This is a genomic window from Streptomyces sp. NPDC030838 (genome assembly GCF_055572035.1).
This window is the reverse complement of the sequence record NZ_JBVIED010000014.1, coordinates 196772-221952: the sequence shown is the minus strand read 5'-3', so window position 1 is coordinate 221952 and position 25181 is coordinate 196772. Positions and strand designations below refer to the sequence as shown.

The following is a 25181-nucleotide window of genomic DNA, read 5'->3' as shown; positions in this document are numbered from 1 at the left end:
CGACGATGAGCCAGGCGCAGGATCACGAGCAGAACGGGGCCGCCGGGCCTGCCGTGCCGCAGACCCGCACCGCACGGCACCGCCGGATCGTGGACATCCTCAACCGGCAGCCGGTGCGCAGTCAGAGCCAGTTGGCCAAGCTCCTCGCGGACGACGGGCTGAGCGTCACGCAGGCGACGCTCTCCCGGGACCTCGACGAGCTGAACGCGGTGAAGATCCGCAACACGGACGGCGAGCTGATCTACGCGGTGCCGAGCGAAGGGGGTTTCCGGACGCCCCGGGCCCCGCTGGGGGAGTCGGCGAAGGAGGAGCGGATGCGGCGGCTCTCGCAGGAGCTGCTGATCTCTGCCGAGGCCTCCGCGAATCTCGTGGTTCTGCGTACCCCGCCGGGGGCGGCGCAGTTCCTGGCCTCGGCGATCGACCAGGCCGAGCTGCATGACATTCTCGGGACGATTGCCGGTGACGATACGTTGCTGCTGATTTCTCGGCGGCCGGATGGAGGACAGGCGCTCGCCGATCACTTGCTGCGGCTGGCTCAGAACGGGCATTGAGGTCGTCGGTCGGGTGCGGGTTGTGGGGGGCTGGTCGCGCCCACGCGGCGGAGCCGCAAATCGATGCAGCCCCGCGCCCCTGGGTAAGACCACTCACCCGAGTCGAGATGCCAGGCCCCTTGTGCATCGCACCTCATCGCCCGCTGTGATCAGGAGGGCCTCCACCTCCGGGAGGCTCTCCAGCCAGGCCAGGCCCTCCCTCGCGCCCATCGCGAACGCGGCCGTCGCCCAGCAGTCGGCCCAGGTGAGGTGGGGGGCCACTACGGTCACCGCGAGCAGATCGGTGACGGCCGGTCTGCCCGTGCGGGGGTCGACGATGTGGGCGCCGCGTTCTGCCGTGCCGGAAGTGGCGACGGCCAGCTCGGTCGTGCCGGCCGCGGTGATCACCGCGGCCAGTCCACCCGGCCGCAGCGGATCCGCGATCCCGACCCGCCACGGCCGTTCCGCCCCCGGCGCGCCCAGCAGCTGGACGTCGCCGCCCCCGTTGACGCTGACCCCGCTCGCCCCGGCCGCCGCCAGTGTGCGGGCCGCCCGTTCGACCGCCCAGCCCTTGACGATGCCGGTCGGATCCAGGCGGCCCTGGTACGTGGTGCTGAACCAGCCGTCGGTGGTCCGCTCCGCCTCCGCGCCCAGCTCCAGGACCTCGGCGACCTCCGGGTCGCACTCCGCGACGGTCAGCTCGCCGCGCGCCAGCCGGGAGAGCTGGCTGTCCTCGCGGTAGGTGCTGAACACCGCGTCGGCCCGGTGCAGCCCGTCGACCGCCTCGTCGAGGGCCGCGCGGACGGTACGGGGGTCCCCGCCGCGGACGTCGAAGGAGAAGACGGTCCCCATCGCCTCCTCCGTCCGGCGTACCGCGACGGGAGCTTGTGCGGCCTCACCCACCGATCTGGTCCAGGGCCGACTGGAGGGACTGCTGGTAGCCGGTGCTCGTGTACGTCGCCCCGGACACCGCGTCGATGTCCGCGCCGCCCGTCGCGACGGCGGCCTGGTTGAGGCGGGGGACGGCGGTGGCGGTGATCTGGCTGCTGCGGCCTCCGCTGGGTGCCTGCACGGCCTCCGCCTTGGTGATACGGCCGCCGTCGACGGTGATCCGGACCTGGACCGGGCCGTACTGGGTCCGGGCGGCCTCACCGGTGACCGTACGGGCCTGGGGTGCGGCTTCCGCCGGTCCCGCCTGGTCCAGGGCGGACTGGAGGGACTGTTGGTAGCCGGTGCTCGTGTACGTGGCACCCGACACCGCGTCGATCTCGGCGCTCTGCGCGGCGACGGCGGCCTGGTTGAGGCGGGGGACGGCGGTGGCGGTGATCTGGCTGCTGCGGCCTCCGCTGGGTGCCTGGACGGCTTCCGCCTTGGTGATACGGCCGTCGCTCACGGTCAGGCGGACCTGGACGGGGCCGTACTGGGTGCGGACCGCCTCGCCGGTGACCGTGGTGGTGCCCGCGGCCTGGGCGCCGCCCTGGGGTGACTGGCCGGCGGCCGTCTGCTGCGGTGCCGCGCCGCCCGCCGCCGAGGCGGAGGCCGGGTCGGACGCCGGCTTCAGCGACAGCAGCAGCACGATGCCGGACGCCGTGGCGGCGGTGGCGAGCAGGGCACGCCGGATCGGGTGACTCTTCCTCATGGCTCCGCAAGCTCCTGAAGTGACCGTGGCTCACATTTCGAACGACTCGTGGTGGATACGGCGGGCGGGAACCCCCGCGCCGCGCAGCGCCTCGTACACGGACTGCGCGAAGCCGGGCGGTCCGCACAGGAAGACGTCGTGCTTGTCGATGTCGGGCACCTTCTCCCGCAGCCGCTCCGCCGAGATGTCCGGGCGCGCCCCGTCCGGGCTGTTCACCGCGTACATCAGCCGGGCGCCCCGCTCGTCGGCGATGGCGGCCAGTTCGCCCCACAGGGCCAGGTCCTGGGTGCTGTTGGCCCGGTAGAGGAGGGTGATGTCACCGGCCGCGCCCGGCAGCGTCTCGAACAGGGCCCGCATCGGGGTGATGCCGACCCCGCCGGCCACCAGCAGCACCTTGCCGCGGCTGCGGCGCTGGGCGGTCAGCGCCCCGTAGGGGCCCTCGGCCCACACCCGGGTGCCGGGGGTGAGTTCGCGCAGCCGGGCGCTGTGGTCGCCGATCGCCTTCACGGTGATCCGCAGCATGCCGGGGCGGGGCGCCGCCGACAGCGAGTACGGATGCGAGCTGAACCGCATGCCCGGCGCCAGGAACCGCCAGCGGAAGAACTGCCCGGCCTCGGCGCCCATCCGGTGCAGCTTCCGCCCGGCGATCAGCACCGACACGATCCCCGGCGTCTCCTCGATCACCGCCTCGACCCGCATCCGGTGCTTCAGGTTGAGGCGGACCGGGGTGAGGATCCGGTACCAGACGACCAGCGCGGTGACCGTGCCGTACAGCCCGTACCAGAAGGTCTTCGCGACGGGCTCGACGGCGAAGTCGTTGCCGGCGCTGATCTGGTGCCAGAACGTCAGATACACCGCCGCGTACGTCATCAGATGCACGTGGTACCAGGTGTCGTACGGCATTCTGCGGCGGACGCCGCCGATCGAGACCAGCCCGATCAGCAGCAGCAGACCCGTGCCGATCGCGGCCTTGCCCATGTCGGGCAGCTGGTTCACCGAGTCGACGGTCTGCTGGACGATGTCGCCCAGGGTCCGCCCCGCCTGGAGCGCGTAGCCCCACATGATCAGGAAGATGTGCGCGGCGACCAGGCAGAGCGTGTAGCGGCCGGTCATCGCGTGCCAGCGGGCGACCCGGTCGGAGCCCACCCGCCGCTCCAGCGCGGGCACCCGGGCCATCTGCAGCACCACCAGGGCCATCAGATAGCCCGCGAGCAGCCCGGTGATCCGCCCCGCGCCCAGGATCCGCCCGGTCTCGTCCGCGATCGACGGGGTGGTCCGCCACCACAGCCACAGCACCGCGCCCGCCCCGGCCCACAGGGCCAGCAGCAGCGGCACGGCGGGGGAGCGGCGCGGGCGGATGCGGCGCATCGTCTGGCGCCGGGCGGCACGGCCGCCTGCGAGCGTGGTGGTCACGGTTCCTCCGGGGACGGGGGCAACGGGTGTGTCGTAGTCCCTTGGCCCAGAGATACGTGGGGGAGGGGGCCGGTGTTCAGTACCGGGTGACGGCCGTGCGCCCGCTCTCCGTGCCGATGGCGATGTGCGGCCGCTTCCCGGGCTCGGCCCAGGCGAGGACGCGCCGCATCGCGTCCGCCGGCAGGGAGACACAACCGGCGGTGGGCCCGCGCCCGTTGACGTGGAGGAAGATCCCGGCGCCGCGGCCCCGCACGGGCTTGGCGTAGTTGAAGCCGATGACGAGCGCGTGGGCGTACTGCGTGCCGTAGGAGACCAGATGCTCGGCCTCGGCCGCGCGGCAGTCGGCCGGGCGTGGCTCGGTCCAGCGGTTGTACGCGCGCGAGTCGTTGTCCTGGCACCACCAGGAGTTCTGCCGGACCGGGCGGTAGGGGTACGTGGTGCCGCGCGGGGCCGCCTTGATGCCGAAGGCGAACGGCAGGTCGTACAGGCCGGTCGGGGTGGTGTTGGTGCCCTGCCGACGCGCGGTCCCCTCGACGAGCCCGTTCGCCCCGAACCGCGCCGGTGCGGAGCCCTCCTTCACCCACCGCCGGTCCCGCCGCTCCCACCACGTCACCGTGCCGGTGGTGGCCCCGGTCCGGGGCGCCACCGCGGTGATCAGCTGACGGCCGCCGCCGGTGTCGGCCATCCGGTCGGGCAGCGCGCTCCCGCCGGGCGGGGCGAAGGCGGTGAGGCACACGCAGATGGCCAGGGACACGGCGGCGGCGACAGCGGGACGCATGTCTTCGACGCTAGCGGCGCGTCGGGCCGTCGCCAGTGCCGTTGACCCGTTCGGGTTCAGGCCTCCTTGGGTTCAGGCCTCCTCGGGGTGAGTCTCCTCGGGCTGCGCCTTCTCGGGCTCAGCCTCTCGGCTTCACGCCTCCTGGGCGAGCGGCGGCAGGGGCAGCGGCAGCCCCGGCAGGCCGTCGAGGCTCGCCGCGATGTGGTCCTTCTTCTCGAAGTAGGCGCTCAGCGAGGCGTCGTCCTCGCGCGCGAAACGCCTGCCGTGCAGATCGCGGTCCTCTTCGTACGACATGAAGGGCACCGCGTATCCGCAGCTGTCGCGGACGAGTTCGGCCGTCACCACGATGATCGCGCGCAGGCCGTGCCGGGTCTCGTCGATGTCCGGGAAGCGGGCGAGCAGGCCGGGGAACCGCGGGTCGTCACGGAACACCGGCTCCCCGCGGCCGTGCACCCGCACGATGTTCGGCGGGCCCTGGAAGGCGCACCACATCAGGGTGATCCGGCCGTTCTCGCGCAGGTGCGCGACGGTCTCCGCGGTGGAGCCCGCGAAGTCGAGGTAGGCCACGGTGTGCTCGTCGAGCACCACGAAGGAGCCCTTGAGGCCCTTGGGGGAGAGATTGACCGTGCCGTCGCCCGCCAGCGGGGCGGTCGCGGTGAAGAAGATCGGCTGCTCCTCGATGAACGTCCGGAGCCTGCCGTCGATGCGCTCGTAAGTCTTTCCCATGTCTAAGGATTATTCATGTGTATCGCTCATTTGTCCGAAGGGTGGGGCGGTTTGCCGGCTCGGTGGCCGCCCCGGCCGGCGATCCCACGGGGCGGCCACGCACCTGCCGCTCTCCTACCGGAGTGTGCAGGTGGCCAGTGACTCCAGTCCCTGGGGCTTGGCGGTGGTGCGGCCGATGGAGATGGCGATGCGGTCGATGGCGGCGGTGCGCTTGGACTTGAGGGGGCCGAGGATGGCGTTCTGGACGAAGTTGGGTCCGCCTTGGCCGACTGTCTCGGCGAGGCGCTTGTTGGCTTCGCCGATCTGGGTCTGGAGGAGGGCGAGGTTGCGGTCGACCTCGGCCTTGGCGGAGGCGGGGATCGCGGGGAGCCTCGACGCCACGTCCGGGCAGGAGATGGTGCCCGTCGCGGTGGCGCCGGAGGGCTTCGTCGCCGCCGGGCTCGGCGCGGCCGTACCGGCTCCGCCGCCTCCCGTGCCGAGTGTGCAGGTGGCCAGTGACTCCAGTCCCTGGGGCTTGGCGGTGGTGCGGCCGATGGAGATGGCGATGCGGTCGATGGCGGCGGTGCGCTTGGACTTGAGGGGGCCGAGGATGGCGTTCTGGACGAAGTTGGGTCCGCCTTGGCCGACTGTCTCGGCGAGGCGCTTGTTGGCTTCGCCGATCTGGGTCTGGAGGAGGGCGAGGTTGCGGTCGACCTCGGCCTTCGCGGAGGCGGGGATCGCGGGGAGCCTCGACGCCACGTCCGGGCAGCTGATCGTGCCGGGGGTCGCCAGGGTCCGGGCGTTCCCGCCGTTTCCGGACGTCTCCCCGGCGAGGGCGGAACCGGCGATCAGCGCACCGGAGAGCACCACGGCGGCGGCACCGCCGATCGTCGCCACGCGGCGCTTGTTGTACTTCGGAAGAGCCCTGGACATGCGGAAGCCTCACTTGGGTCGAGTCGGGTCGAGTCGGGTCGAGAGGTGCTGAGGACGGGTACTGCGGCGCCGGTGTCCGGTGAGCAGTACGGGAAAGCGGTTTCCCGCGTTCAAAGCCACCCGAGATTGACGAATCATGCAGACCTCTGCATACTCATGCATGGCAACGCAAGTGTGAGGAGCAGGCCCGTGACCGAGCGCGTCGTACTCGCCTACTCAGGCGGTCTGGACACCTCCGTCGCCATCGGCTGGATCGCCGAGGAGACGGGCGCCGAGGTCATCGCGGTCGCGGTGGACGTCGGCCAGGGCGGCGAGGACCTGGAGGTCATCCGCAAGCGCGCGCTCGCCTGCGGTGCCGTCGAGGCCGAGGTCGCCGACGCCAGGGACGAGTTCGCCGAGGAGTACTGCCTCCCGGCGATCAAGGCCAACGCCCTCTACATGGACCGCTATCCGCTGGTCTCCGCGCTCTCCCGGCCGGCGATCGTCAAGCACCTCGTCGCCGCCGCGAAGAAGCACGGCGCCACCACCGTCGCCCACGGCTGCACCGGCAAGGGCAACGACCAGGTCCGCTTCGAGGCCGGCATCGTCGCCCTCGCCCCCGGCCTGAAGTGCATCGCCCCGGTCCGCGACTACGCCATGACCCGCGACAAGGCCATCGCCTTCTGCGAGGAGAAGGGCCTGCCGATCGCGACCACCAGGAAGTCGCCGTACTCCATCGACCAGAACGTCTTCGGACGGGCCGTCGAGACCGGCTTCCTGGAGGACATCTGGAACGCCCCGATCGAGGACGTCTACGAGTACACCGCCAACCCGGCCGTCCCGCGCGAGCCCGACGAGGTGATCATCTCCTTCGAGGCGGGCGTCCCGGTCGCGATCGACGGCGAGCCCGTCACCGTCCTCCAGGCGATCCAGCAGCTCAACGACCGCGCCGGTGCCCAGGGCGTCGGCCGGATCGACATGGTCGAGGACCGGCTCGTCGGCATCAAGTCCCGCGAGGTCTACGAGGCCCCCGGCGCGATCGCCCTGATCACCGCCCACCAGGAGCTGGAGAACGTCACGGTCGAGCGCGAACTCGCCCGCTACAAGCGGCAGGTCGAGCAGCGCTGGGGCGAACTCGTCTACGACGGCCAGTGGTTCTCCCCGCTCAAGCGGGCCCTCGACGGCTTCGTCGACGAGGCCAACGCGTATGTCTCCGGCGACATCCGGATGACCCTGCACGGCGGCCGCGCGGTCGTCACCGGCCGGCGCTCCGAGCAGTCCCTCTACGACTTCAACCTCGCGACCTACGACACGGGCGACACCTTCGACCAGTCCGCGGCCAAGGGCTTCATCGACATCTACAGCCTGTCGTCGAAGATCGCGGCGCAGCGTCAATTGCGGGCATAGCCCGACGGGACCTGGCATAAGTAGGGTTCGCACACATCCACACCTCTCTAGGAGCAGCGCAAGTGAGCAGCAACAGCGGTGACGTACGGCTCTGGGGCGGCCGTTTCGCCGACGGTCCCGCCGAGGCCCTGGCGAAGCTGTCCGCGTCCGTCCACTTCGACTGGCGGCTCGCGCCGTACGACATCGCCGGTTCGCGCGCGCACGCGCGTGTGCTGCACAAGGCGGGGCTCCTGACGGAGGACGAGCTCCAGCGCATGATCGCCGGGCTCGACCAGCTGGAGGCGGATGTCGCGGACGGCTCCTTCGTGGGCACCATCGCCGACGAGGACGTCCACACCGCCCTCGAGCGCGGCCTGCTGGAGCGCCTCGGCCCCGACCTCGGCGGCAAGCTGCGCGCCGGCCGGTCCCGCAACGACCAGGTGGCGACGCTCTTCCGGATGTACCTGCGCGACCACGCCCGCGTCATCGGCGGTCTGATCGCCGAGCTCCAGGACGCCCTGATCGGCCTCGCCGAGGCCCACCCGGACGTGGCCATGCCCGGCCGCACCCACCTCCAGCACGCCCAGCCGGTGCTCTTCGCCCACCACGTCCTCGCCCACGTGCAGGCGCTGTCCCGGGACGCCGAGCGGCTGCGCCAGTGGGACGAGCGGACCGCCGTCTCCCCGTACGGCTCCGGCGCCCTGGCCGGCTCCTCCCTCGGGCTGGACCCCGAGGCGGTCGCGAAGGACCTCGGCTTCGAGCACGGCAGCGCGGGCAACTCCATCGACGGCACGGCCTCCCGCGACTTCGTCGCCGAGTTCGCCTTCATCACCGCGATGATCGGCGTGAACCTCTCCCGGATCGCCGAGGAGGTCATCATCTGGAACACGAAGGAGTTCTCCTTCGTGACCCTGCACGACGCCTTCTCCACCGGCTCGTCGATCATGCCGCAGAAGAAGAACCCGGACATCGCGGAGCTGGCGCGCGGCAAGTCGGGCCGCCTCATCGGCAACCTGACCGGCCTCATGGCCACCCTGAAGGCCCTCCCGCTCGCCTACAACCGCGACCTCCAGGAGGACAAGGAGCCGGTCTTCGACTCCATCGACCAGCTGGAGATCCTGCTCCCCGCCTTCACCGGCATGATGGCCACCCTCACCGTGCACCGCGAGCGCATGGAGGAACTGGCCCCGGCCGGGTTCTCCCTCGCCACGGACATCGCCGAGTGGCTGGTCAAGCAGGGCGTGCCGTTCCGCGTCGCGCACGAGGTCGCCGGTGAGTGCGTGAAGGTCGCCGAGGCCGAGGGCAAGGAATTGGACGACCTCACGGACGAGCAGTTCGTGAAGATCTCCGAGCACCTCACGCCGGAGGTCCGCTCGGTCCTCAACGTGCCGGGCGCCCTCGCCTCCCGCAACGGCCGTGGCGGTACGGCGCCCAGCGCGGTCGCCGTCCAGCTGGCCGAGGTGAAGGCGGACGTGGCGGCGCAGCACGAGTGGGCGAACGCCAAGAAGTGACGTGAGGGCATCGCGGGTTACGTTGGTCGCAGTCAGCCGACCGAACGGAGCCCGCGATGCCCTTCGCCCGTCTCGCCAAGGCCACCACGCCCACCTGCCACATCGGCCTGGGCCTCGCCGCCGTGGGCCGCCCGGGCTACATCAACCTCGGCCGGGAGGACGACCTCCCCGAGAACCGCACGGTCGAGGCGCTGAAAGAACGCACCCACGAACTCCTCGACGCCGCCTACGCCCAGGGCGTCCGCTACTTCGACGCGGCCCGCTCCTACGGCCGCTCCGAGGAGTTCCTCGCCGCCTGGCTGCACGCGAACCCCGGCGTGAACGACGTCGTCATCGGCAGCAAGTGGGGCTACACCTACACCGCCGACTGGACCACCGACGCCGAGCGGCACGAGGTCAAGGACCACAGCGTCGAGGCGTACGAGCGGCAGCGCGCCGAGACCGACGCCCTGCTCGGCGACCGGCTCGACCTCTACCAGATCCACTCGGTCACCCCGGACAGCCCCGCGCTCACCGACAAGAACCTGCACGCCCGCCTCGCCGAGGCCGCCGCGCGGGGCGTCACCGTCGGCTTCTCCACCAGCGGCCCCGCCCAGGCCGACGCGATCCGGGCCGCGCTCGCCGTGACGGTCGAGGGCGAGCCGCTGTTCCGTACCGTGCAGTCGACGTACAACGTGCTGGAGACCTCCGCCGCTCCCGCCCTCGCCGAGGCCCATGACGCCGGGCTGACGGTGATCGTCAAGGAGGGCATGGCCAACGGCCGGCTGGCCGAGCCACACGCGCCGGAGGAGCTGAAGGCCGTGGCCCGGGAGACCGGGCTGGGCTGTGACGCCGTGGCCCTCGCCCTCATCCTGCGGCAGCCGTGGGCGGGCGTCGTGCTCTCCGGCGCCGCGACCGTCGCCCAGCTGACCTCCAACCTGCACGCCCCGGTCGTGGACCTGGACGAGAACCAGCTGGAACGGCTCGCCGCCCTCGTGGAGGACCCGCGGACGTACTGGGAGCGGCGCGGACAGCTGCCCTGGCACTGACGGACACCCCGGCTGACCAGCGACTCTGATGTCATGGCTGAGTCGCGCATGCCCATGGTGAGACAGGGATGTCTCACATGGGCTATGGTTGTCTCATGGCCGTCGATCGTGAGCACGTACTGCGCAGCGCAGCCGCCCTGCTGACCCGCAAGTCCACCGCGACCATGGACGAGGTCGCCAAGGCCGCCGGGATCAGCCGGGCCACCCTGCACCGGCACTTCGCCGGGCGGGACGCGCTCGTCCGGGCGCTGGAGGCGCTGGGCATCGCCGAGTGCGAGGCCGCGCTGGACCGGGCCCGGCTGGACGAGGGCCCGGCAGGGGAGGCCGTACGCCGGCTGATCCGCGAGATCGAGCCCGCCGCCGGGCTGCTCGCCTTCCTGTACAGCGAGAACCAGCTGTTCGAGGGCGACGGAGTGAACGCGGGCTGGGCCCGGATCGACGCCAGGATCTCGGCGCTCTTCCGCCGCGGCCAGGACAGCGGCGAGTTCCGTATCGACCTCTCGCCCGCCTGGCTCACCGAGGCGCTCTACGGCCTGCTCGCCGCGGGCGCCTGGTCGGTGCTCGACGGCAAGGTCGCCCGCAACGACTTCCAGTCCATGATCGCTGAGCTGCTGCTCGGCGGCGCGCTACGGAGAGAGGAATCATGACCAGCACCCTGCAGCCGGCAAACGCGACGGAGGCGGTGAAGCGCCCGGGCCGCTGGCTCGCGCTGTCCGTCCTCGTGCTCGCCGTGCTGCTGGTGGCCGTCGACGCCACCGTCCTCGGCCTCGCGACCCCGTACATCAGCGAAGACCTCGCCCCGTCCGGCACCCAGCTGCTGTGGATCGGCGACGTCTACTCCTTCGTCATCGCCGGTCTGCTCGTCACCATGGGCAGCCTCGGCGACCGCATCGGACGCAAGCGGATCCTGCTGATCGGCGCCACGGCGTTCGGCGCGGTGTCCGTGCTCAACGCGTACGCCACCACCCCCGAGCTGATGATCCTCGCGCGGGCCCTCCTCGGTGTCGCCGGCGCGACCCTGATGCCGGCCACCCTCGCGCTGATCCGCAATCTCTTCCACGACCCGCGCGAGCGCAGCCTCGCCATCGGCATCTGGGGCGCCACCGCCTCGGCCGGTACGGCGGTCGGCCCGATCGTGGGCGGCTTCCTGCTGGAGCACTTCTGGTGGGGCTCGGTCTTCCTGATCAACCTGCCCGTGATGGCGGTCCTGGTCCTCGTCGGCATCAAGCTGCTCCCCGAGTCCCGCAACCCGAACCCGGGCCCGTGGGACCTGCCCAGCGTGCTGCTCTCGCTCCTCGGCATGATCGGTGTGGTCTACGCCGTGAAGGAGGCCGCCACGCACGGCTTCGCGTGGGCGACGCTCGCCGCGGGTGTCCTGGGCGCGGCCGCGCTGTACGGCTTCGTACGCCGCCAGCTGACCCTGCCGGCGCCGTTGCTGGACATGCGACTGTTCCGCAACCGCGGCTTCAGCGGCGCGGTCCTGGCCGACCTGCTGACCATCCTGGGTCTGTCCGGACTGGTGTTCTTCCTCTCCCAGTACCTCCAGCTGGTGCAGGGCAGGCGGCCGTTCGAGGCGGGCCTGGCCGAACTGCCCGCCGCGATCGGCGCGGTGACGGCCGGTCTGATCGCCGGTGCGGCGGCCCGCCGCTTCTCGGTGCGCTCGGTCGTCGCCGGCGGCCTCGCCGCGGTCGGCCTCGCCCTGGCCTCGCTGACGCTCCTCGACCAGTCCACCGGCTACCCGTTGCTCGGCGCGGCCCTGCTGGTCGTGGGTATCGGCGCGGGCTTCTCCTTCACCGTGACCGCCGACGTCATCCTCGCCTCCGTACCCAAGGAGCAGGCGGGCGCCGCCTCCGCGGTCTCCGAGACGGCGTACGAACTCGGTGCCGCTCTCGGCATCGCCCTCCTCGGCTCCATCGTCACCGGCGTCTACCGGGGCTTCCCGTCCCCGGCGGGCACCCCCGAGGGCGCGCACGAGTCGCTGGGCGGAGCGGTCGAGGCCGCCCACGCCCTGCCGGCGGGCCAGGCGGGGGCCCTGCTGGACGCGGCCCGCGAGTCCTTCGTCGACGGCCTCGCCATCGCGGCGGGCGCGGGCGCGGTGGTCCTGCTGGTGACGGCGGTGGCGGCCTGGTTCATGCTGAGGGGCCAGCGCCTCGAAAGCTCCGGGCAACCGGATCACCCCTAGGGGCGCGGGGCTGTGCCGATATGCGGCTCCGCCGCGTGGGCGCGACCAGCCACGACGGTGCCGCACCCGCCCCGCTGCCCCGCCCCCCGGGTCCTCACCGACGGTACCCGAGCACCGTCATCATCCCGCTCTCCGAGTGGTACTGGTTGTGGCAGTGCAGCATCCACAGCCCCGGATTGTCGGCATCGAAGTCGATGACCAGCTTCCGGTGCGGCAGCACCACGGCGGTGTCCTTGCGGGCGCCGGCCGCGTCGATGCCGGTCAGCGCGAAGGTGTGCCCGTGCAGGTGCAGCGGATGCCACATGTCCGTGGCGTTGATGAGGGAGATCCGCACCCGTTCGCCGGCGCGGACCGGGTGACGCCGGCTCACGGAGTAGGGCTGGTGGTCGAATCCCCAGTCGTAGTTCCGCATGCCGCCGGTGAGCCGGATGCGCATCTCGCGGTCGGGCTCGCGGTCGTCGAGGGCCACGGAGTCGTCCGGCACGAGGCGGCGCGCGGGAACCGTCTGCCCGTCGAGTTCGTCCGGGCGCACAGTGGGCGAGGGAAGCTTCTTTCCCTTGTCGGTGCGCAGGACGGCGAGGGCCTCGCCCTTCTTGCCCTCGGGCAGGGCGACCAGGGGGAAGACGCCGTCCCGGGCGGTGATCAGGACGTCGTACCGCTCCGCCATGCCGACGAGGAGGGCATCGGTCTTCTGGTGCTTCACGGGATAGCCGTCGGTGTGCGTGACGGTCATCTTGTGATCACCCAGCGCGACACGGAAGGCGGTGTCGGAACCGGCGTTGATGATGCGCAACCGGACACGGTCGCCGGGACGGCAGCGGAACACCGAAGGATTGCCGGGCAGCCGCCCGTTGACCAGGTAGTAGGGGTAGGCGACGTTGCCGCCCTCCCCGTGGAGCATGCGGCTGTGGGACTTGTGCAGCACCCGCGAGGGGCCGGTGGTCGCCTTGGACGGCGACGCGTGCGCGCTCGCCGACCGGCGGGGACTCGGGCTGCTGCGTCCGGGACCCATCCCCATGTGTCCCGTCGTGGTGGTCCCCTCGGGCAGCAGCTGGCTCAGCACCGCGTCGGGCGTGGAACCGTCCACGCCGTCCACCCAGTCGTCCAGGACGACGATCCATTCCTTGTCGTAGGCGAGGGGCTCTTTGGGATCGTCGACGATGAACGGCGCGTACAGGGCACGGTCGGGCTGCATGCCGACGTGGGAGTGGAACAGGTACGTGCCCGGGTGGGGGACGGCGAAGCGATAGACGAAGTCGGCCCCCGAGGCGACGGCCTTCTGGGTCAGTCCCGGGGTGCCGTCCATGTCGCAGCGCAGTCGCAGCCCGTGGGAGTGCAGCGTGGTCGTGGCGGGCAGCCGGTTGGCGAGGGTGAGGTCGAGGATGTCGCCGGCGGTGACGCGCACCAGCGGGCCGGGGAGCGCCTCGTCGTACGCCCAGCTCCGGAAGGACCGCCCGCCCAGGTCCAGAGTGGCCACGCCTGCTGTGATCCGGTACTTGCGTACGGGGCCGGACCCGCGCTTTCGCTCGGCGGCGAGAACCTCCGGGTCGGACGGGTTGACGTACCCCCGGGGGCCGGCCGGGACGAACTTCGCCTGATCGCCTGTTCCTTGGGGACCGGGGGTGGGCCCGGAACCGGAGCTGGGCCCGGAACCGGAGCTGGTGCAGGCTGCGAGCAGGCCCGCGCCGGCGGCGATCGGGGTGCGGAGGAGGGTGCGCCGAGAAGGTTTGAACATGTCTAAATCAGACATGTCGCGTGATCACATGGTCGGGTGATTCGGCCGAACGCCCGATGTGTCGGTGACAGATTCCACCGGCAGGCGGACGCGAGCCGCTAAGCGGCCTTGGCCTTTGTGGCGTACATGTCCACGTACTCCTGGCCCGACAGGCGCATCACCTCGGCCATGACGGAGTCGGTCACGGCCCGCAGCACATACCGGTCCCGGTCCATCCCCTCGTACCGGGAGAACTCCATCGCCTCACCGAACCGCACGGTCACCCGGCTCGGCCGCGGAATGCCCGCCCCGCCCGGCTGGATCTTGTCCGTGCCGATCATGGCGAACGGCACGACCGGCGCACCGGTCATCAGCGTGAGCCGCGCGATACCGGTGCGGCCCCGGTACAGCCGGCCGTCGGGCGAGCGCGTGCCCTCCGGGTAGATGCCGAAGACCTTGCCCTCCTCCAGGATCCGGCGACCGGTCATCAGCGCGGCCACGCCGCCCTTGCCGCCGTCCCGGTCGACCGGGATCATGCCGACGCCCGTGAAGAACCAGGCCATCAGCCGGCCCTTGAGGCCCTTGCCGGTGACGTACTCGTCCTTGCCGATGAAGAAGACCTGACGGTCGCAGACCAGCGGCAGGATCATCGAGTCGATGAAGGTCAGGTGGTTGCCCGCCAGGATGACCGGGCCTTCGCCCGGGATGTGCTCCACACCCTCCACCCGGGGGCGGAACATCAGGCGCATGACCGGACCGAGCACTGCCTTGATGAGCGCGAAGCGGGACAACGGGGTCCTCCGGTGTGAGCGAATCGTCATGAGTCTGTGCAGGTGAGGACGATACTCGCGGTCCCGGGGGTGGCGCACATCGGGTTCACGGAGGTCTTACGTACTGTTGACGCACGTTTACCTGCGACACCGCGCCGTGGACGGCGCGTAACGCCCCCGCGACGATGTGACACAAGTCGCCACACCACCACCCGGAGCACCACACCAACGGCCCGGCCCCGCCGCCCGGGCGCTACGCCGCCATATCCGGCCCCGCCGCCCGGATGGCCACGCCGACGCGCCCGCGCCCGGGCACCGCACCGATGCGCCTGGCGCCTGTACGCGGAGGTCTACGCCGACGTGGGCGCGCCTGCGCTCGGTACTGCGCCGACGTGCCTGGCGCCTGCGCCGCGAGCTGCACCGTTGTCTCCGGTGCTCGTGCCTGGAGGCCTACGCCGCCGTGGCCGCGCCTGCGCTCGGTACTGCGCCGACGTGCCTGGCCCACGCCCGGAGCGCTGCGCCCGACGTGCCTGGCGCCTGAGCCGGGAGCGCTGCACCGTTGTCTCCGGTGCTCGCGCCCGGTGGCCTACGCCGCCGTGGCCGCGCCCGTGCCAGGAGCGTTCCGCCGACGTGTCCGGCACTCGTGCCCGGTTGGCGCCGACGTGCCTGGCGCCCGCGCCCGGACGGCTGCGCCGAGAATGCCTGGCGCCTGCGCCCAGGAGCGCTGAACCGACATGCCCGGCGCCCGCGCCAGGGCGCTGTGCGCCCGCGCTCGACGTGCCCTCCGCGCACGCCGATCCGCCTGGCCGCCCCCGCGCCGACCGCTGCGCGCCCGGCATGCCGGGCGCACGCGCCGGGGCCGAGCCGGGGCCCCACCCCGGCCCCCGCAACCGCGCCGATTTCCTGTCCGGTCCGGCCCGTCCGGCGGCCCGCAGCGCCGCGCCCGAGCCAGCAGCCGCGCCACACCTGCCGAAGCCGCGCTGCGCCTGGACCAGCAGCCGCGGCACGCCTGCGGCAGCCGTGCCGTGCGCGGGCCAGCAGCCGCGCCACGCTTGTCGAAGCCGTGCCGCGCCTGGACCAGCAGCCGCGGCACGCCTGTGGCAGCCGTGCCGTGCCCGGGCCAGCAGCCGCGCCGCGCTTGTCGAAGCCGCGCTGCGCCTGGACCAGCAGCCGCGCCACGCCTGCAGCAGCCGTGTCACGCCCAGGCCCGCAGCCGCGCCACGCCTGCGGCAGCCGTGCCGTGCCCGGCCCACGGGCTGCGGGACGGGCACGGCACCGCGTCCTCCCCGTCCGGCTTCCCCGCTCCCTCACCGCCAAGCCGACGGCCCGTCACTTTGCGCCTTGTGTACGCCATCCGTCGTCATCCATGTGTTCGACCCGAGGCCTCCCGCCGGTCATGTCCGCGCCCCTACGATCAGCGCGCACGTGGCCGAGAAGCGGCCGAGCCGATTGCCGGGAGGCGCCGATGGGAACGCAGGATGCGAACGAGAACGCCCACCGCACCGGACGACGGGCGCTGCTCGGCGCCGCCGTGCTCGGCGCGAGCGGAGCGGTCCTCGGGCTGGGCGGTACGGCGAGAGCCGACGCGAGCAAGGAGGGTCGCGGCTTGAAGAGCCTGCCCGTGCCGACGATCATCGGCCACCGCGGCGCCAGCGGCTACCGCCCCGAGCACACCCTCGCCGCCTACCAGCTCGCCCTCGACATGGGCGCGGACATCATCGAGGCCGGCGACCTCGTCCCCACCAAGGACGGCCACCTCGTCTGCCGCCACGAGCCGGAGATCGGCGGCACCACGGACGTCGCCGACCACCCCGAGTTCGCCGACCGCAAGACCACCAAGACCCTGGACGGCGTGCCCACCACCGGCTGGTTCACCGAGGACTTCACGCTCGCCGAGCTGAAGACCCTGCGGGCCAAGGAGCGGATCCCCGCCAACCGCCCGCACAACACCCTCTACAACGGCCGCTGGGAGATACCCAGCTTCGAAGAGGTGCTGCGCTGGCAGGACGAGCAGACCAAGCGGCGCGGCAAGCAGGTCTGGATCTACCCGGAGCTGAAGCACCCCACCTACTTCCGCAAGCTGGGCCTCGGCCTGGAGGAGCGGGTCGCCAAGGTGCTGCGCAAGTACGGCAAGCACAAGTGGAACTCCCCGGTCATCCTCCAGTCCTTCGAGCCGACCAGCATCCAGCGGCTGAACAAGCTGGTCGACAACCCGCTCGTGGTCCTGCTGTCCGGCGCCAACACCCGCCCCTGGGACTTCGTCGAGACCGGAGACCCGCGCACCGTCGCCGACCTCATCAAGCCGGCCGGCCTGCGCGAGATCGCCTCCTACGCCCAGGGCATCGGCCCCACCCTCGACCTGATCATCCCGAAGGACGCGGCCGGCAACCTCACCAAGCCGACCACCCTGGTCGCCGACGCCCACAAGGTGGGGCTGATCCTGCATCCCTACACGCTGCGCAACGAGAACCCGTTCCTGCCCGCGAACTTCCGCAAGGGCACGGACCCCGACGCCTACGGCGACGTCTTCGGCGCGTACCAGGCGTACTTCGCGACGGGCATCGACGGCGTCTTCACCGACCACCCCGACACCGGCCTGCTCGCCCGCGAGGACTTCGTCAACGGTTGAACCGCCACACCCCGTTCGGGGTGACTACGGCCGCCCGGGCAACTTCCGGCCCGGGCGGCGCGTCGTGCCGCATATGACGCACGACCTGCTCACCACGTTGCGCCCGCTGCTCGCCGCCGAGGCCTCCGCCGAGGCGCACGCCGGCACCGAACCCGGGGATCTGGAACAGGCGGTCTGGCTCCGCCTCCTGGAGCGCCTCGACAGCGACGGCCCGCCGCCCGACCCCGAACGCTGGCTGCGCCGGGCCGTCCGCTCGGAGGCGCGCCGCTCCCGTCGTACGACCCGTCACGAACGGCCCTACGAAAGCGAACCAGCCGACGACGGCGACCGTACCCCCGAACAGCTCGCCCTCGCCGCGGCCCATCGCCGCGCCCTGCGCGACGCGGTCCGCCGCCTCCCCGGACGCTGCCCGTCCCTGCTGGAGGCCCTCCTCTCCCCGAAGGACCTGACATACCGGGAGATCGCGGGGGAGTTGGGTATCTCACAGGGCAGTCTCGGCCCGGAACGTTCCAGATGCCTGGGATGTCTGCGTCGATTGCTCGCACCGGAGGTTGCGGCCCGAAGAGCGCGGGGATAGGAGTGAGGGACGACAGGCAACAGGTGAGCGGGAGGCGTGCACACATGGGCATGAGCGTGATCATCTCCGAGGCGACCGAACAGGACGCCGAGCAGATCTTCAAGCTGCAGTACCTGTGCTTCCAGAGCGAGGCCGCGCTGTACGGCAACTACCGCATCGCTCCGCTCGTTCAGACCCTCGACTCGGTCCGCCAAGAGGTCGCCGACGACTGCGTCTTCGTCGCCCGGCTCGGCGACGAGGTGGTCGGCTCGGTCCGCGGCACGGTCACCGAGGACGGCGCCGCCGCCATCGGCAAACTCTGCGTCCACCCCCGCCTCCAGGGCCACGGCATCGGCGCCCGCCTCCTGCGCGCCGCCGAGTCCGCCCTCGCCGAGCAGCGCGGCGCCAGGAAGTTCCGCCTCCACACCGGCCACCGCAGCGAGAGCAGCCTGCGCCTGTACCGCAAGGTGGGCTACGAGGCCGTAGGCACGGCCGAGGGCTCGGACGGCGTCCCCATGGTCATCCTCGAAAAGCAGGCCGGGGCGTACGTTCAAACGGCGTGAGTGAAACGCCCTCAGGGGCGCGGAGCGCTCCGCGCCTTGCGCAACCACACCAACGCGGAAACCGGCAAAATCACCGGAATGAACAGATAACCCATCCCGAAGTCCGACCACACGGTCGCATCGGGAAACGCCGACGGCTCCACCAGCGTCCAGACACCGACGGCCACCACACCCACCAGCTCGGCGGCGCAGCACACCAGCGCCGCCCTGCGGGCCGTCTCCCCGCCCCGCACCAGCGTGTACGTGATGAATCCGTACACCACCCCGGCCACCGCCGAGAGCGCGTACGCGAGCGGCGCCCGGTCGAACTCGGTGGCGATCTGATACGCGGAACGCGACACCGCGCCGACGACCATCACGCCGTACAGCCACACAAGAAGCGTCCCGGGCCCGCTGGTCAGCCGCCGCCTCTCCTCGACCGCGGTCATCTCAGCCTCCCCAGATGTCGTAGAGCCGCACTTCGAGCACGGCCAGCACCACGCCGCCCGCGGCGACCGTCACCGAACCCCACTTCGTGCGCTCGGCCAGCGACATGAAGCCGGCGGCCGGCACGCACGCGAACGCGCCCAGCAGATACGCCACGAAGATCGTCGTGCCCTGGTCCGGCTCCTCGCCCCGCGCCAGCTGCACGATGCCGACGACCAGCTGGACCAGGGCCAGCAGCGTCACCACGGCCATCCCGATGAAGTGCCAGTCCTTCGTCGGCTGGTCTCGGTACGCCGCCCAGCCGCACCACGCGGCGAGCAGCAGCGCGGCGACCCCGGTCACCAGCGTCAGGGCATCAAGCATGCAGCGACCTTATTACGACGCAACGGACACCCAGCCCCCGCCCCTGGCCCTCCGCGGCGACGCACCGAACGGCCACCGTGGCCTTGGCCACAACTCGCCCCCGTTGTTCCACTATGCGGACAGCGGTGACCGGTCAGCAGCGTATGTCTGCTTTACTGATCGCATGACCACGACGAGCAGCCGCATCCTTGCGACCGAGGCGACCCTGACGCCCGGTGCTCGTTGTATGTGTCCGTGCCGAATGTGCGCCTTCTAGAGGGCCCCCGCACCATCTGAGCCTCGCGCCCCGAAGCGAGAGCCCGCTCGTGTCCGCCGTAGCCCCTGACCTACGGCACCGAGCCGCCCCGCGCACATGTTCTCTCCTGGTTCCAGCGCACCGCGAGAGCCGTGCCGCGTTCCCGACCGAATGCACCCGTGCCCGGGCACACCCACGCCCGCGTACTCGACAGTGACGGAAACCCCCAGTGATCACCACATCGGGCCTGACCAAGGTCTACCGCTCACGCGGCCGCGAGGTCACCGCCCTGGACGGCGTCGACCTGCACGTCCGCGAAGGCGAGGTGTACGGCGTCATCGGCCAGTCCGGCGCCGGCAAGTCCTCGCTCATCCGCTGCGTCAACCTCCTGGAGCGCCCCACCTCCGGGACCGTGACCGTCGACGGGCAGGACCTCACCGCCCTCGCCGGCCGCGGCCCGCGCGCCGGCAGGGAGCTGCGGCAGGCGCGCAGCCGGATCGGCATGGTCTTCCAGCACTTCAACCTGCTGTCCTCGCGGACCGTGCAGGACAACGTCGAGCTGCCGCTGGAAATCCTCGGCACGTCCGGGAAGGAACGTTCCCGCAAGGCGCTCGAACTCCTCGACCTCGTCGGTCTCGCCGACAAGGCCAAGGCCTACCCCGCCCAGCTCTCCGGCGGCCAGAAGCAGCGCGTCGGTATCGCCCGCGCCCTGGCCGGCGACCCCAAGGTGCTGCTCTCCGACGAGGCCACCAGCGCCCTCGACCCGGAGACCACCCGCTCGATCCTCCAGCTGCTGCGCGACCTCAACCAGCAGCTCGGCCTGACCGTCCTGCTCATCACGCACGAGATGGACGTCGTGAAGTCCATCTGCGACTCGGCCGCGCTGATGGAGAAGGGGCGCGTCGTCGAGTCCGGCACGGTCAGCGAACTGCTCGCCACCCCCGGCTCCCAGCTCGCCTCCGCGCTCTTCCCCGTCGGCGGCGAGGCCTCCGCCGACGACCGCACCGTCCTCGACGTCACCTTCCACGGCGAGGCCGCCACCCAGCCGGTCATCTCCCAGCTGGCCCGCACCTACAACATCGACATCTCGATCCTCGGCGCCGCCATCGACACCGTCGGCGGCCTGCAGGTCGGCCGGATGCGCATCGAACTGCCCGGCCGCTACGAGGACAACGTCGTGCCCATCGGCTTCCTGCGCGAACAGGGCCTCCAGATCGATGTCGTCGGCCCCACCGACAACGCGCCCGCGCTGGTGAAGGAAGGTGCCAAGTGACCTGGTCCGAGATGCAGCCCCTGCTGGAGCAGGCCTGTACCGAGACGCTGATCATGGTCGGCTGGTCCACCCTGATCGCGGTCGTCCTCGGCCTGCCGATCGGTGTCCTGCTGGTCCTCACCGACAAGGGCGGACTGCTGCAGAACACCGTCGTGAACAAGGTCATCGGGCAGATCGTGAACGTCGGCCGCTCGATGCCGTTCATCATCCTGATGGTCGCGCTGATGAACTTCACCCGCTGGGTCACCGGCACCACCATCGGCAGCGAGGCGGCGATCGTGCCGCTCGCCATCGGCGGCATCCCGTTCTTCGCCCGGCTCGTCGAGACGGCCGTCCGCGAGGTGGACCACGGTCTGGTCGAGGCCGTCCAGTCGATGGGCGGCAACACCTGGACCATCGTCCGCAAGGTCCTGGTCCCCGAGGCCCTGCCCTCCCTCATCGCCAGCACCACCACCACGATCATCGCCCTCATCGGCTACTCCGCCATGGCCGGCACGGTCGGCGGCGGCGGCCTCGGCGACCTCGCCGTCCGCTACGGCTACCAGCGCTTCGAGACCGGACTGATGTGGATCACCGTGGCGATCCTCGCCGTGGTCATCTCCGTCATCCAGTTCGCCGGAGACTACGCGGCCCGCTCCCTGCACCGCCGCGGCGCCCGCTCCGGCCCCGCCCCCAAGCTCCGCCTGCTCAAGGCGGAGGAGCCGGCGGCGGCCGACGTCGGCAAGGTCGCGTAGTCGCGTAAGCGACCGCCCCCACAGACTCCCCGTCCACCCACGACGGGGTCGCACCACCCATAAGGAAAGGCACTTTTCGTGCGTAACACCGCCAAGATCACCACCGCCGTCCTCGCCGCCGGAGCCCTCACCTTCGGGCTCACCGCCTGCGGCTCCTCCGACAGCGACTCCGGCTCCGACGCGAACGGCCCCCTGGTCGTCGCCGCCAGCCCCACCCCGCACGCCGAGATCCTGAACTACGTCCGGGACAACCTCGCCAAGGACGCGGGCCTCGAGCTGGAGGTCAAGGAGTTCACCGACTACGTGACGCCGAACACGGCCACGGAGGACGGCTCCGTCGGCGCCAACTACTTCCAGAACCAGCCGTACCTCGACGACTTCAACAAGAAGAACGGCACCCACATCGTGCCCGTCGTCACGGTCCACCTGGAGCCGCTCGGCCTGTACTCGAACAAGGTCAAGAGCGCCGACGACCTCAAGAGCGGTGCCACCGTCGCCGTCCCCAACGACACCGTGAACGAGGCGCGCGCCCTCAAGCTGCTCGCCGACAACGGGCTGATCACCCTCAAGGACGGCGTGGGCAACGAGGCGACCCCCGCGGACATCACCAAGAACCCCAAGAACCTCAAGTTCAAGGAGCTGGAGGCGGCCCAGACCCCGCGCTCCCTGGACGACGTGGACGCCGCCGTGGTCAACGGCAACTACGCCATCGAGGCCGACCTCAATCCCGCCGAGGAAGCGCTCGTGCTGGAGTCCGCCAAGGACAACCCGTACGGCAACTTCCTCGCCGTGAAGGAGGGCAGCGAGGACGACCCGCGCGTCAAGAAGCTCGCCGAGCTGCTGACCTCCCCCGAGGTCAAGAAGTTCATCGAGGACGAGTACGACGGCTCGGTCATCGCCTCCTTCTGACCCACCGAGAGGAGTCTCATCATGCGCAAGACCCCTCTCGTCACGGCGGCGGCCGCGGCGCTGGCCCTCGGGCTGACCGCCTGCGGCTCGGGCTCCGGTGGCGACGACGACACCCTCGTCGTCGGCGCCACCGCCGTCCCGGCCGGCGAGGTCCTGACGTACATCAGGGACAACCTCGCCGAGGACGCCGGCCTGAAGCTGGAGATCCGGGAGTTCACGGACTACGTCCTGCCGAACACCGCCCTCCAGGAGGGCACGCTGGACGCGAACCTGTACCAGAACGAGCCCTACCTGGACGACTTCAACGAGGCCAAGGGCACCGACCTGGTCCCGGTCGTGGACGCCTACCTGCCGCCCATGGGCGTCTACTCCAAGAAGATCGACGACGTCACCGAGCTCGCCGACGGAGCCACCGTCGCCGTGCCCAACGACACCACCAACGAGGGCCGCGCCCTGAAGCTGCTCGCCTCCAAGGGCGTGATCACGCTCAAGAAGGACGCCGGTACGGACGCGTCCCCCGCGGACATCACCGCCAACCCCAAGAACCTCACGTTCAAGGAGCTGGAGCCCGCCCAGCTGCCCCGCTCGCTCGACGACGTGGCCGCCGCGGTCATCAACAACAACTACGCCCAGGACGCGGGCCTCAGCCCCACCGAGGAGGCCATCCTCCTGGAGTCGGCGAAGGACAACCCCTACGCCAACCTCCTCGCCGTCAAGCGCGGCAACGAGGACGACCCGCGGGTGAGGAAGCTCGCCGACCTGCTCACCTCGCCCGAGGTGAGGAAGTTCATCGAGGACAAGTACCAGGGCTCGGTCCTGCCGGTCACCTCCGGCTGACCCGTCCGACCGCACCACGGGGTCCCCTCCGGCGAGGAGGGGACCCCGTGGTGCGGTTCGGTGCTTTCATGCTGCATGCTGGGCAGTTCAGCAGGCCTGACGGTTCAAAAGGTTACGGAGCGGCGCCATGACGAGCACCTTCCCCAACATCTCCATCAGCACGGAGCGGTTGGTCCTGCGCCCCTTCGAAGAGCCGGACATCGAGGCCTTCGCCGAGATGATGAACGACGAACTCGTGGTCGCCTGGACCTCCGTGCCGCACCCCTACACCGAGGCCGACGCCCGCACCTGGATCACCGAGCAGGCCCCCGCCGAACGCACCGAGGGCCGCGGCATCGTCTTCGCCGTCACCGAGTTCCTGACCCAGCGCCTGGTCGGCATCGTCCATCTGCGCAACACCGACTGGCGGGTCCGCTCCAGCGAGATCGCCTACGTCATCGCCCCCTGGGCCCGCGGCGAGGGCTACGCCTCCGAAGCCGCCCTGGCCACCGCCCGGTGGCTCTTCGACGACCAGAAGTTCGAACGGCTGGAGCTGCGCACCGCCGCCGACAACACCGCCTCCCAGCAGGTCGCCCAGAAGATCGGCTGCATCAGCGAGGGCGTCCTGCGCGGCGCCTGGATAGCGCGCGCCCGCACCGAGAGCGGGGGGTGGACCGACGTACGCACCGACATCATCGTCTGGAGCCTGCTGCCGGAGGACCTGACCGACGTCGCCGACGACTTGGCCGGCAACGGAGGTTTCACGTCGTACTCGGACTGGAACTGAACCCACCGGCGAGGCCACCGGCCGCGCCCCCGCTCGCACCAGGTACCCTCACGGAGCCTGCCCCCGACGACCTGCGCAAACCCACGGGAGACTGACGACGATGGCCGACCGGGTCACGGTGATCGGCTGGGACGGCTCTCCGCTGACCGCCGCGGCACGCGCCGCCCTCGGCGCCGCCACCCTGGTGGCCGGTGCCGCCCACCACCTCGCCCTCCCCGAGGTGCCGCCCACCGCCGAGCGCGTCCGCCTCGGCAGCGTCGCCCTCGCCGCCCGCCGCATCGCCGCCCACCGCGGCACGGCCGTGGTGCTGGCCGACGGCGACCCCGGCTTCTTCGGCGTCGTCCGCACCCTGCGCGCCCCCGAATTCGGCCTGGAGGTCGAAGTCGTGCCCGCGGTCTCCTCGGTCGCCGCCGCCTTCGCCCGCGCCGGCATGCCCTGGGACGACGCACAGGTGGTCGTCGCACATCCCCGCACCCTGCGACGCGCGGTGAACGTATGCCGCGCCCACACCAAAGTGGCGGTGCTCACCGCGCCCGGCGCCGGCCCCGCCGAACTCGGCCTTCTGCTGGACGGCGTCCACCGCACCTTCGTCATCTGCGAGGAACTCGGCACCGAGCGCGAACAGGTCACCGTCGTCACCTCCGACAAGGCCCCCGACCACGCCTGGCGCGACCCGAACGTCGTCATCGTCATCGGCGGACCCGTCGGCGCGGGGGAGAGCGGCGGCTGGATCGCCGGCCGCGATCCGGCCACCGGACCGCGCGGCTGGACGCTGCCCGCCGAGGTCTACGACGCCGAACTCGGCGAAGGCGAGACCGAACCGCTGCGCGCCGCCCAACTCGCCCGCCTCGGCCCCCGCGTCGGCGACCTGGTGTGGGACATCGGCTCGGGCTCCGGTGCCTTCGCCGTCGAGGCCGCACGGGCCGGAGCCGCCGTCATCGCCGTCGACCGCGACCCCGGCGCCTGCGCCCGCGCCGTGGCCGCCGCCCGCCGCTTCGGCGTCCAACTCCAGGCCGTCCAGGGCACCGCCCCGCATGTACTCGAAAACCTGCCCGAACCGGACGTCGTCCGGATCGGCGGCGGGGGAGCGGCCGTGGTCTCCGCGGTCGCCGACCGCCGCCCGCAGCGCATCGTCACGCACGCCGGCACCCGCGACGCGGCCGAACTCATCGGCCGCGACCTGACCGAGCACGGCTACCGCGTCCAGTGCGCCCTGCTCCAGTCCGTGGAACTCGACACCCGGCACTGGACGGAGACGGAGCGGAGCGTCGCGTTCCTGCTCAGCGGGGTTCTCCCGGATCGCGCCCCGTGATCCTGTTGTC

25 protein-coding genes are annotated in these 25181 nt (G+C 71.4%); 15 read left to right on the top strand and 10 right to left on the bottom strand.

Annotation, left to right across the window (positions count from 1 at the left end):
* The first annotated feature begins 5 nt into the window (after positions 1 to 5).
* The gene (locus ACZ42A_RS30655) at positions 6 to 551 is read left to right on the top strand and encodes an arginine repressor (RefSeq protein WP_468530535.1); all 546 of its coding nucleotides are present in this window, start codon (positions 6 to 8) and stop codon (positions 549 to 551) included.
* A 93-nt stretch (positions 552 to 644) separates the two neighbouring features.
* Here ACZ42A_RS30655 and ACZ42A_RS30650 read toward each other — a convergent pair whose 3' ends face one another.
* From ACZ42A_RS30650 to ACZ42A_RS30625, 6 genes are all read right to left on the bottom strand, one after another.
* Complete coding sequence (locus tag ACZ42A_RS30650; RefSeq protein ID WP_468530534.1) at positions 645 to 1382, bottom strand: FAD:protein FMN transferase; 738 nt, start codon at positions 1380 to 1382, stop codon at positions 645 to 647.
* A 43-nt stretch (positions 1383 to 1425) separates the two neighbouring features.
* Positions 1426 to 2169, bottom strand: a complete 744-nt coding sequence (locus tag ACZ42A_RS30645; RefSeq protein WP_468530533.1) for an FMN-binding protein — start codon at positions 2167 to 2169, stop codon at positions 1426 to 1428.
* Positions 2170 to 2199: 30 nt separating this feature from the next.
* Positions 2200 to 3582 (bottom strand): ferredoxin reductase family protein, encoded by a 1383-nt coding sequence (locus ACZ42A_RS30640; RefSeq protein WP_468530532.1) that lies wholly within the window; start codon positions 3580 to 3582, stop codon positions 2200 to 2202.
* Positions 3583 to 3658: 76 nt separating this feature from the next.
* The gene (locus ACZ42A_RS30635; protein ID WP_468530531.1) at positions 3659 to 4360 is read right to left on the bottom strand and encodes a L,D-transpeptidase family protein; all 702 of its coding nucleotides are present in this window, start codon (positions 4358 to 4360) and stop codon (positions 3659 to 3661) included.
* 132 nt (positions 4361 to 4492) lie between these two features.
* A complete protein-coding gene (locus ACZ42A_RS30630; protein ID WP_468530530.1) occupies positions 4493 to 5086 on the bottom strand; it encodes a pyridoxamine 5'-phosphate oxidase family protein in 594 nt (197 codons plus the stop codon).
* 114 nt (positions 5087 to 5200) lie between these two features.
* Positions 5201 to 5998, bottom strand: a complete 798-nt coding sequence (locus tag ACZ42A_RS30625) for a hypothetical protein (protein WP_468530529.1) — start codon at positions 5996 to 5998, stop codon at positions 5201 to 5203.
* Between the two features lie 189 nt (positions 5999 to 6187).
* On the opposite strand from ACZ42A_RS30625, the gene ACZ42A_RS30620 reads away from it, so the two are divergent.
* The 5 genes from ACZ42A_RS30620 (at position 6188) to ACZ42A_RS30600 (ending at position 12084) form a co-directional block, all read left to right on the top strand.
* Entirely contained in the window at positions 6188 to 7384 is a 1197-nt protein-coding gene (locus tag ACZ42A_RS30620) for an argininosuccinate synthase (protein WP_468530528.1), read from the top strand.
* 62 nt (positions 7385 to 7446) lie between these two features.
* Positions 7447 to 8874 (top strand): argininosuccinate lyase, encoded by a 1428-nt coding sequence (gene argH / locus ACZ42A_RS30615; RefSeq protein ID WP_468530527.1) that lies wholly within the window; start codon positions 7447 to 7449, stop codon positions 8872 to 8874.
* A gap of 56 nt (positions 8875 to 8930) precedes the next feature.
* Complete coding sequence (locus ACZ42A_RS30610; protein ID WP_468530526.1) at positions 8931 to 9902, top strand: aldo/keto reductase; 972 nt, start codon at positions 8931 to 8933, stop codon at positions 9900 to 9902.
* Between the two features lie 95 nt (positions 9903 to 9997).
* Positions 9998 to 10549, top strand: coding sequence for a TetR/AcrR family transcriptional regulator (locus ACZ42A_RS30605; protein ID WP_468530525.1), 552 nt, complete (start codon positions 9998 to 10000; stop codon positions 10547 to 10549).
* Positions 10546 to 12084 (top strand): MFS transporter, encoded by a 1539-nt coding sequence (locus ACZ42A_RS30600; RefSeq protein ID WP_468530524.1) that lies wholly within the window; start codon positions 10546 to 10548, stop codon positions 12082 to 12084. Before ACZ42A_RS30605 ends, ACZ42A_RS30600 begins: the two co-directional genes overlap by 4 nt.
* Positions 12085 to 12178: 94 nt before the next feature.
* Here ACZ42A_RS30600 and ACZ42A_RS30595 read toward each other — a convergent pair whose 3' ends face one another.
* Both ACZ42A_RS30595 and ACZ42A_RS30590 read right to left on the bottom strand, forming a co-directional pair.
* Positions 12179 to 13819: a multicopper oxidase family protein gene (locus ACZ42A_RS30595; RefSeq protein WP_468530523.1), complete on the bottom strand. Its 1641-nt coding sequence runs from the start codon at positions 13817 to 13819 to the stop codon at positions 12179 to 12181.
* A gap of 98 nt (positions 13820 to 13917) precedes the next feature.
* The gene (locus tag ACZ42A_RS30590) at positions 13918 to 14589 is read right to left on the bottom strand and encodes a lysophospholipid acyltransferase family protein (RefSeq protein WP_468530522.1); all 672 of its coding nucleotides are present in this window, start codon (positions 14587 to 14589) and stop codon (positions 13918 to 13920) included.
* Positions 14590 to 16033: 1444 nt separating this feature from the next.
* Here ACZ42A_RS30590 and ACZ42A_RS30585 point away from each other — a divergent pair.
* The 3 genes from ACZ42A_RS30585 (at position 16034) to ACZ42A_RS30575 (ending at position 18316) form a co-directional block, all read left to right on the top strand.
* The gene (locus ACZ42A_RS30585; RefSeq protein ID WP_468530521.1) at positions 16034 to 17197 is read left to right on the top strand and encodes a glycerophosphodiester phosphodiesterase; all 1164 of its coding nucleotides are present in this window, start codon (positions 16034 to 16036) and stop codon (positions 17195 to 17197) included.
* Between the two features lie 73 nt (positions 17198 to 17270).
* Positions 17271 to 17774, top strand: a complete 504-nt coding sequence (locus ACZ42A_RS30580; RefSeq protein ID WP_468530520.1) for an RNA polymerase sigma factor — start codon at positions 17271 to 17273, stop codon at positions 17772 to 17774.
* Between the two features lie 44 nt (positions 17775 to 17818).
* Positions 17819 to 18316 (top strand): GNAT family N-acetyltransferase, encoded by a 498-nt coding sequence (locus tag ACZ42A_RS30575; RefSeq protein WP_468530519.1) that lies wholly within the window; start codon positions 17819 to 17821, stop codon positions 18314 to 18316.
* A gap of 11 nt (positions 18317 to 18327) precedes the next feature.
* On the opposite strand, the gene ACZ42A_RS30570 is transcribed toward ACZ42A_RS30575, so the two are convergent.
* Both ACZ42A_RS30570 and ACZ42A_RS30565 read right to left on the bottom strand, forming a co-directional pair.
* Positions 18328 to 18744 carry a hypothetical protein gene (locus tag ACZ42A_RS30570; RefSeq protein ID WP_468530518.1) on the bottom strand — a complete coding sequence of 139 codons (417 nt, stop codon included), beginning with the start codon at positions 18742 to 18744 and terminating at the stop codon, positions 18328 to 18330.
* Between the two features lies 1 nt (position 18745).
* A complete protein-coding gene (locus ACZ42A_RS30565; protein ID WP_468530517.1) occupies positions 18746 to 19105 on the bottom strand; it encodes a hypothetical protein in 360 nt (119 codons plus the stop codon).
* 464 nt (positions 19106 to 19569) lie between these two features.
* Between ACZ42A_RS30565 and ACZ42A_RS30560 the strand changes: the two genes are divergently transcribed.
* From ACZ42A_RS30560 to cbiE, 6 genes are all read left to right on the top strand, one after another.
* Complete coding sequence (locus ACZ42A_RS30560; protein WP_468530516.1) at positions 19570 to 20613, top strand: methionine ABC transporter ATP-binding protein; 1044 nt, start codon at positions 19570 to 19572, stop codon at positions 20611 to 20613.
* Positions 20610 to 21347: a methionine ABC transporter permease gene (locus tag ACZ42A_RS30555; RefSeq protein ID WP_468530515.1), complete on the top strand. Its 738-nt coding sequence runs from the start codon at positions 20610 to 20612 to the stop codon at positions 21345 to 21347. Before ACZ42A_RS30560 ends, ACZ42A_RS30555 begins: the two co-directional genes overlap by 4 nt.
* 78 nt (positions 21348 to 21425) lie before the next feature.
* Complete coding sequence (locus tag ACZ42A_RS30550; RefSeq protein ID WP_468530514.1) at positions 21426 to 22256, top strand: MetQ/NlpA family ABC transporter substrate-binding protein; 831 nt, start codon at positions 21426 to 21428, stop codon at positions 22254 to 22256.
* Between the two features lie 21 nt (positions 22257 to 22277).
* A complete protein-coding gene (locus tag ACZ42A_RS30545) occupies positions 22278 to 23093 on the top strand; it encodes a MetQ/NlpA family ABC transporter substrate-binding protein (RefSeq protein WP_468530513.1) in 816 nt (271 codons plus the stop codon).
* A 127-nt stretch (positions 23094 to 23220) separates the two neighbouring features.
* Entirely contained in the window at positions 23221 to 23859 is a 639-nt protein-coding gene (locus tag ACZ42A_RS30540; protein WP_468530512.1) for a GNAT family N-acetyltransferase, read from the top strand.
* A gap of 100 nt (positions 23860 to 23959) precedes the next feature.
* Complete coding sequence (gene cbiE, locus ACZ42A_RS30535) at positions 23960 to 25171, top strand: precorrin-6y C5,15-methyltransferase (decarboxylating) subunit CbiE (protein WP_468530511.1); 1212 nt, start codon at positions 23960 to 23962, stop codon at positions 25169 to 25171.
* Positions 25172 to 25181: the final 10 nt, after the last annotated feature.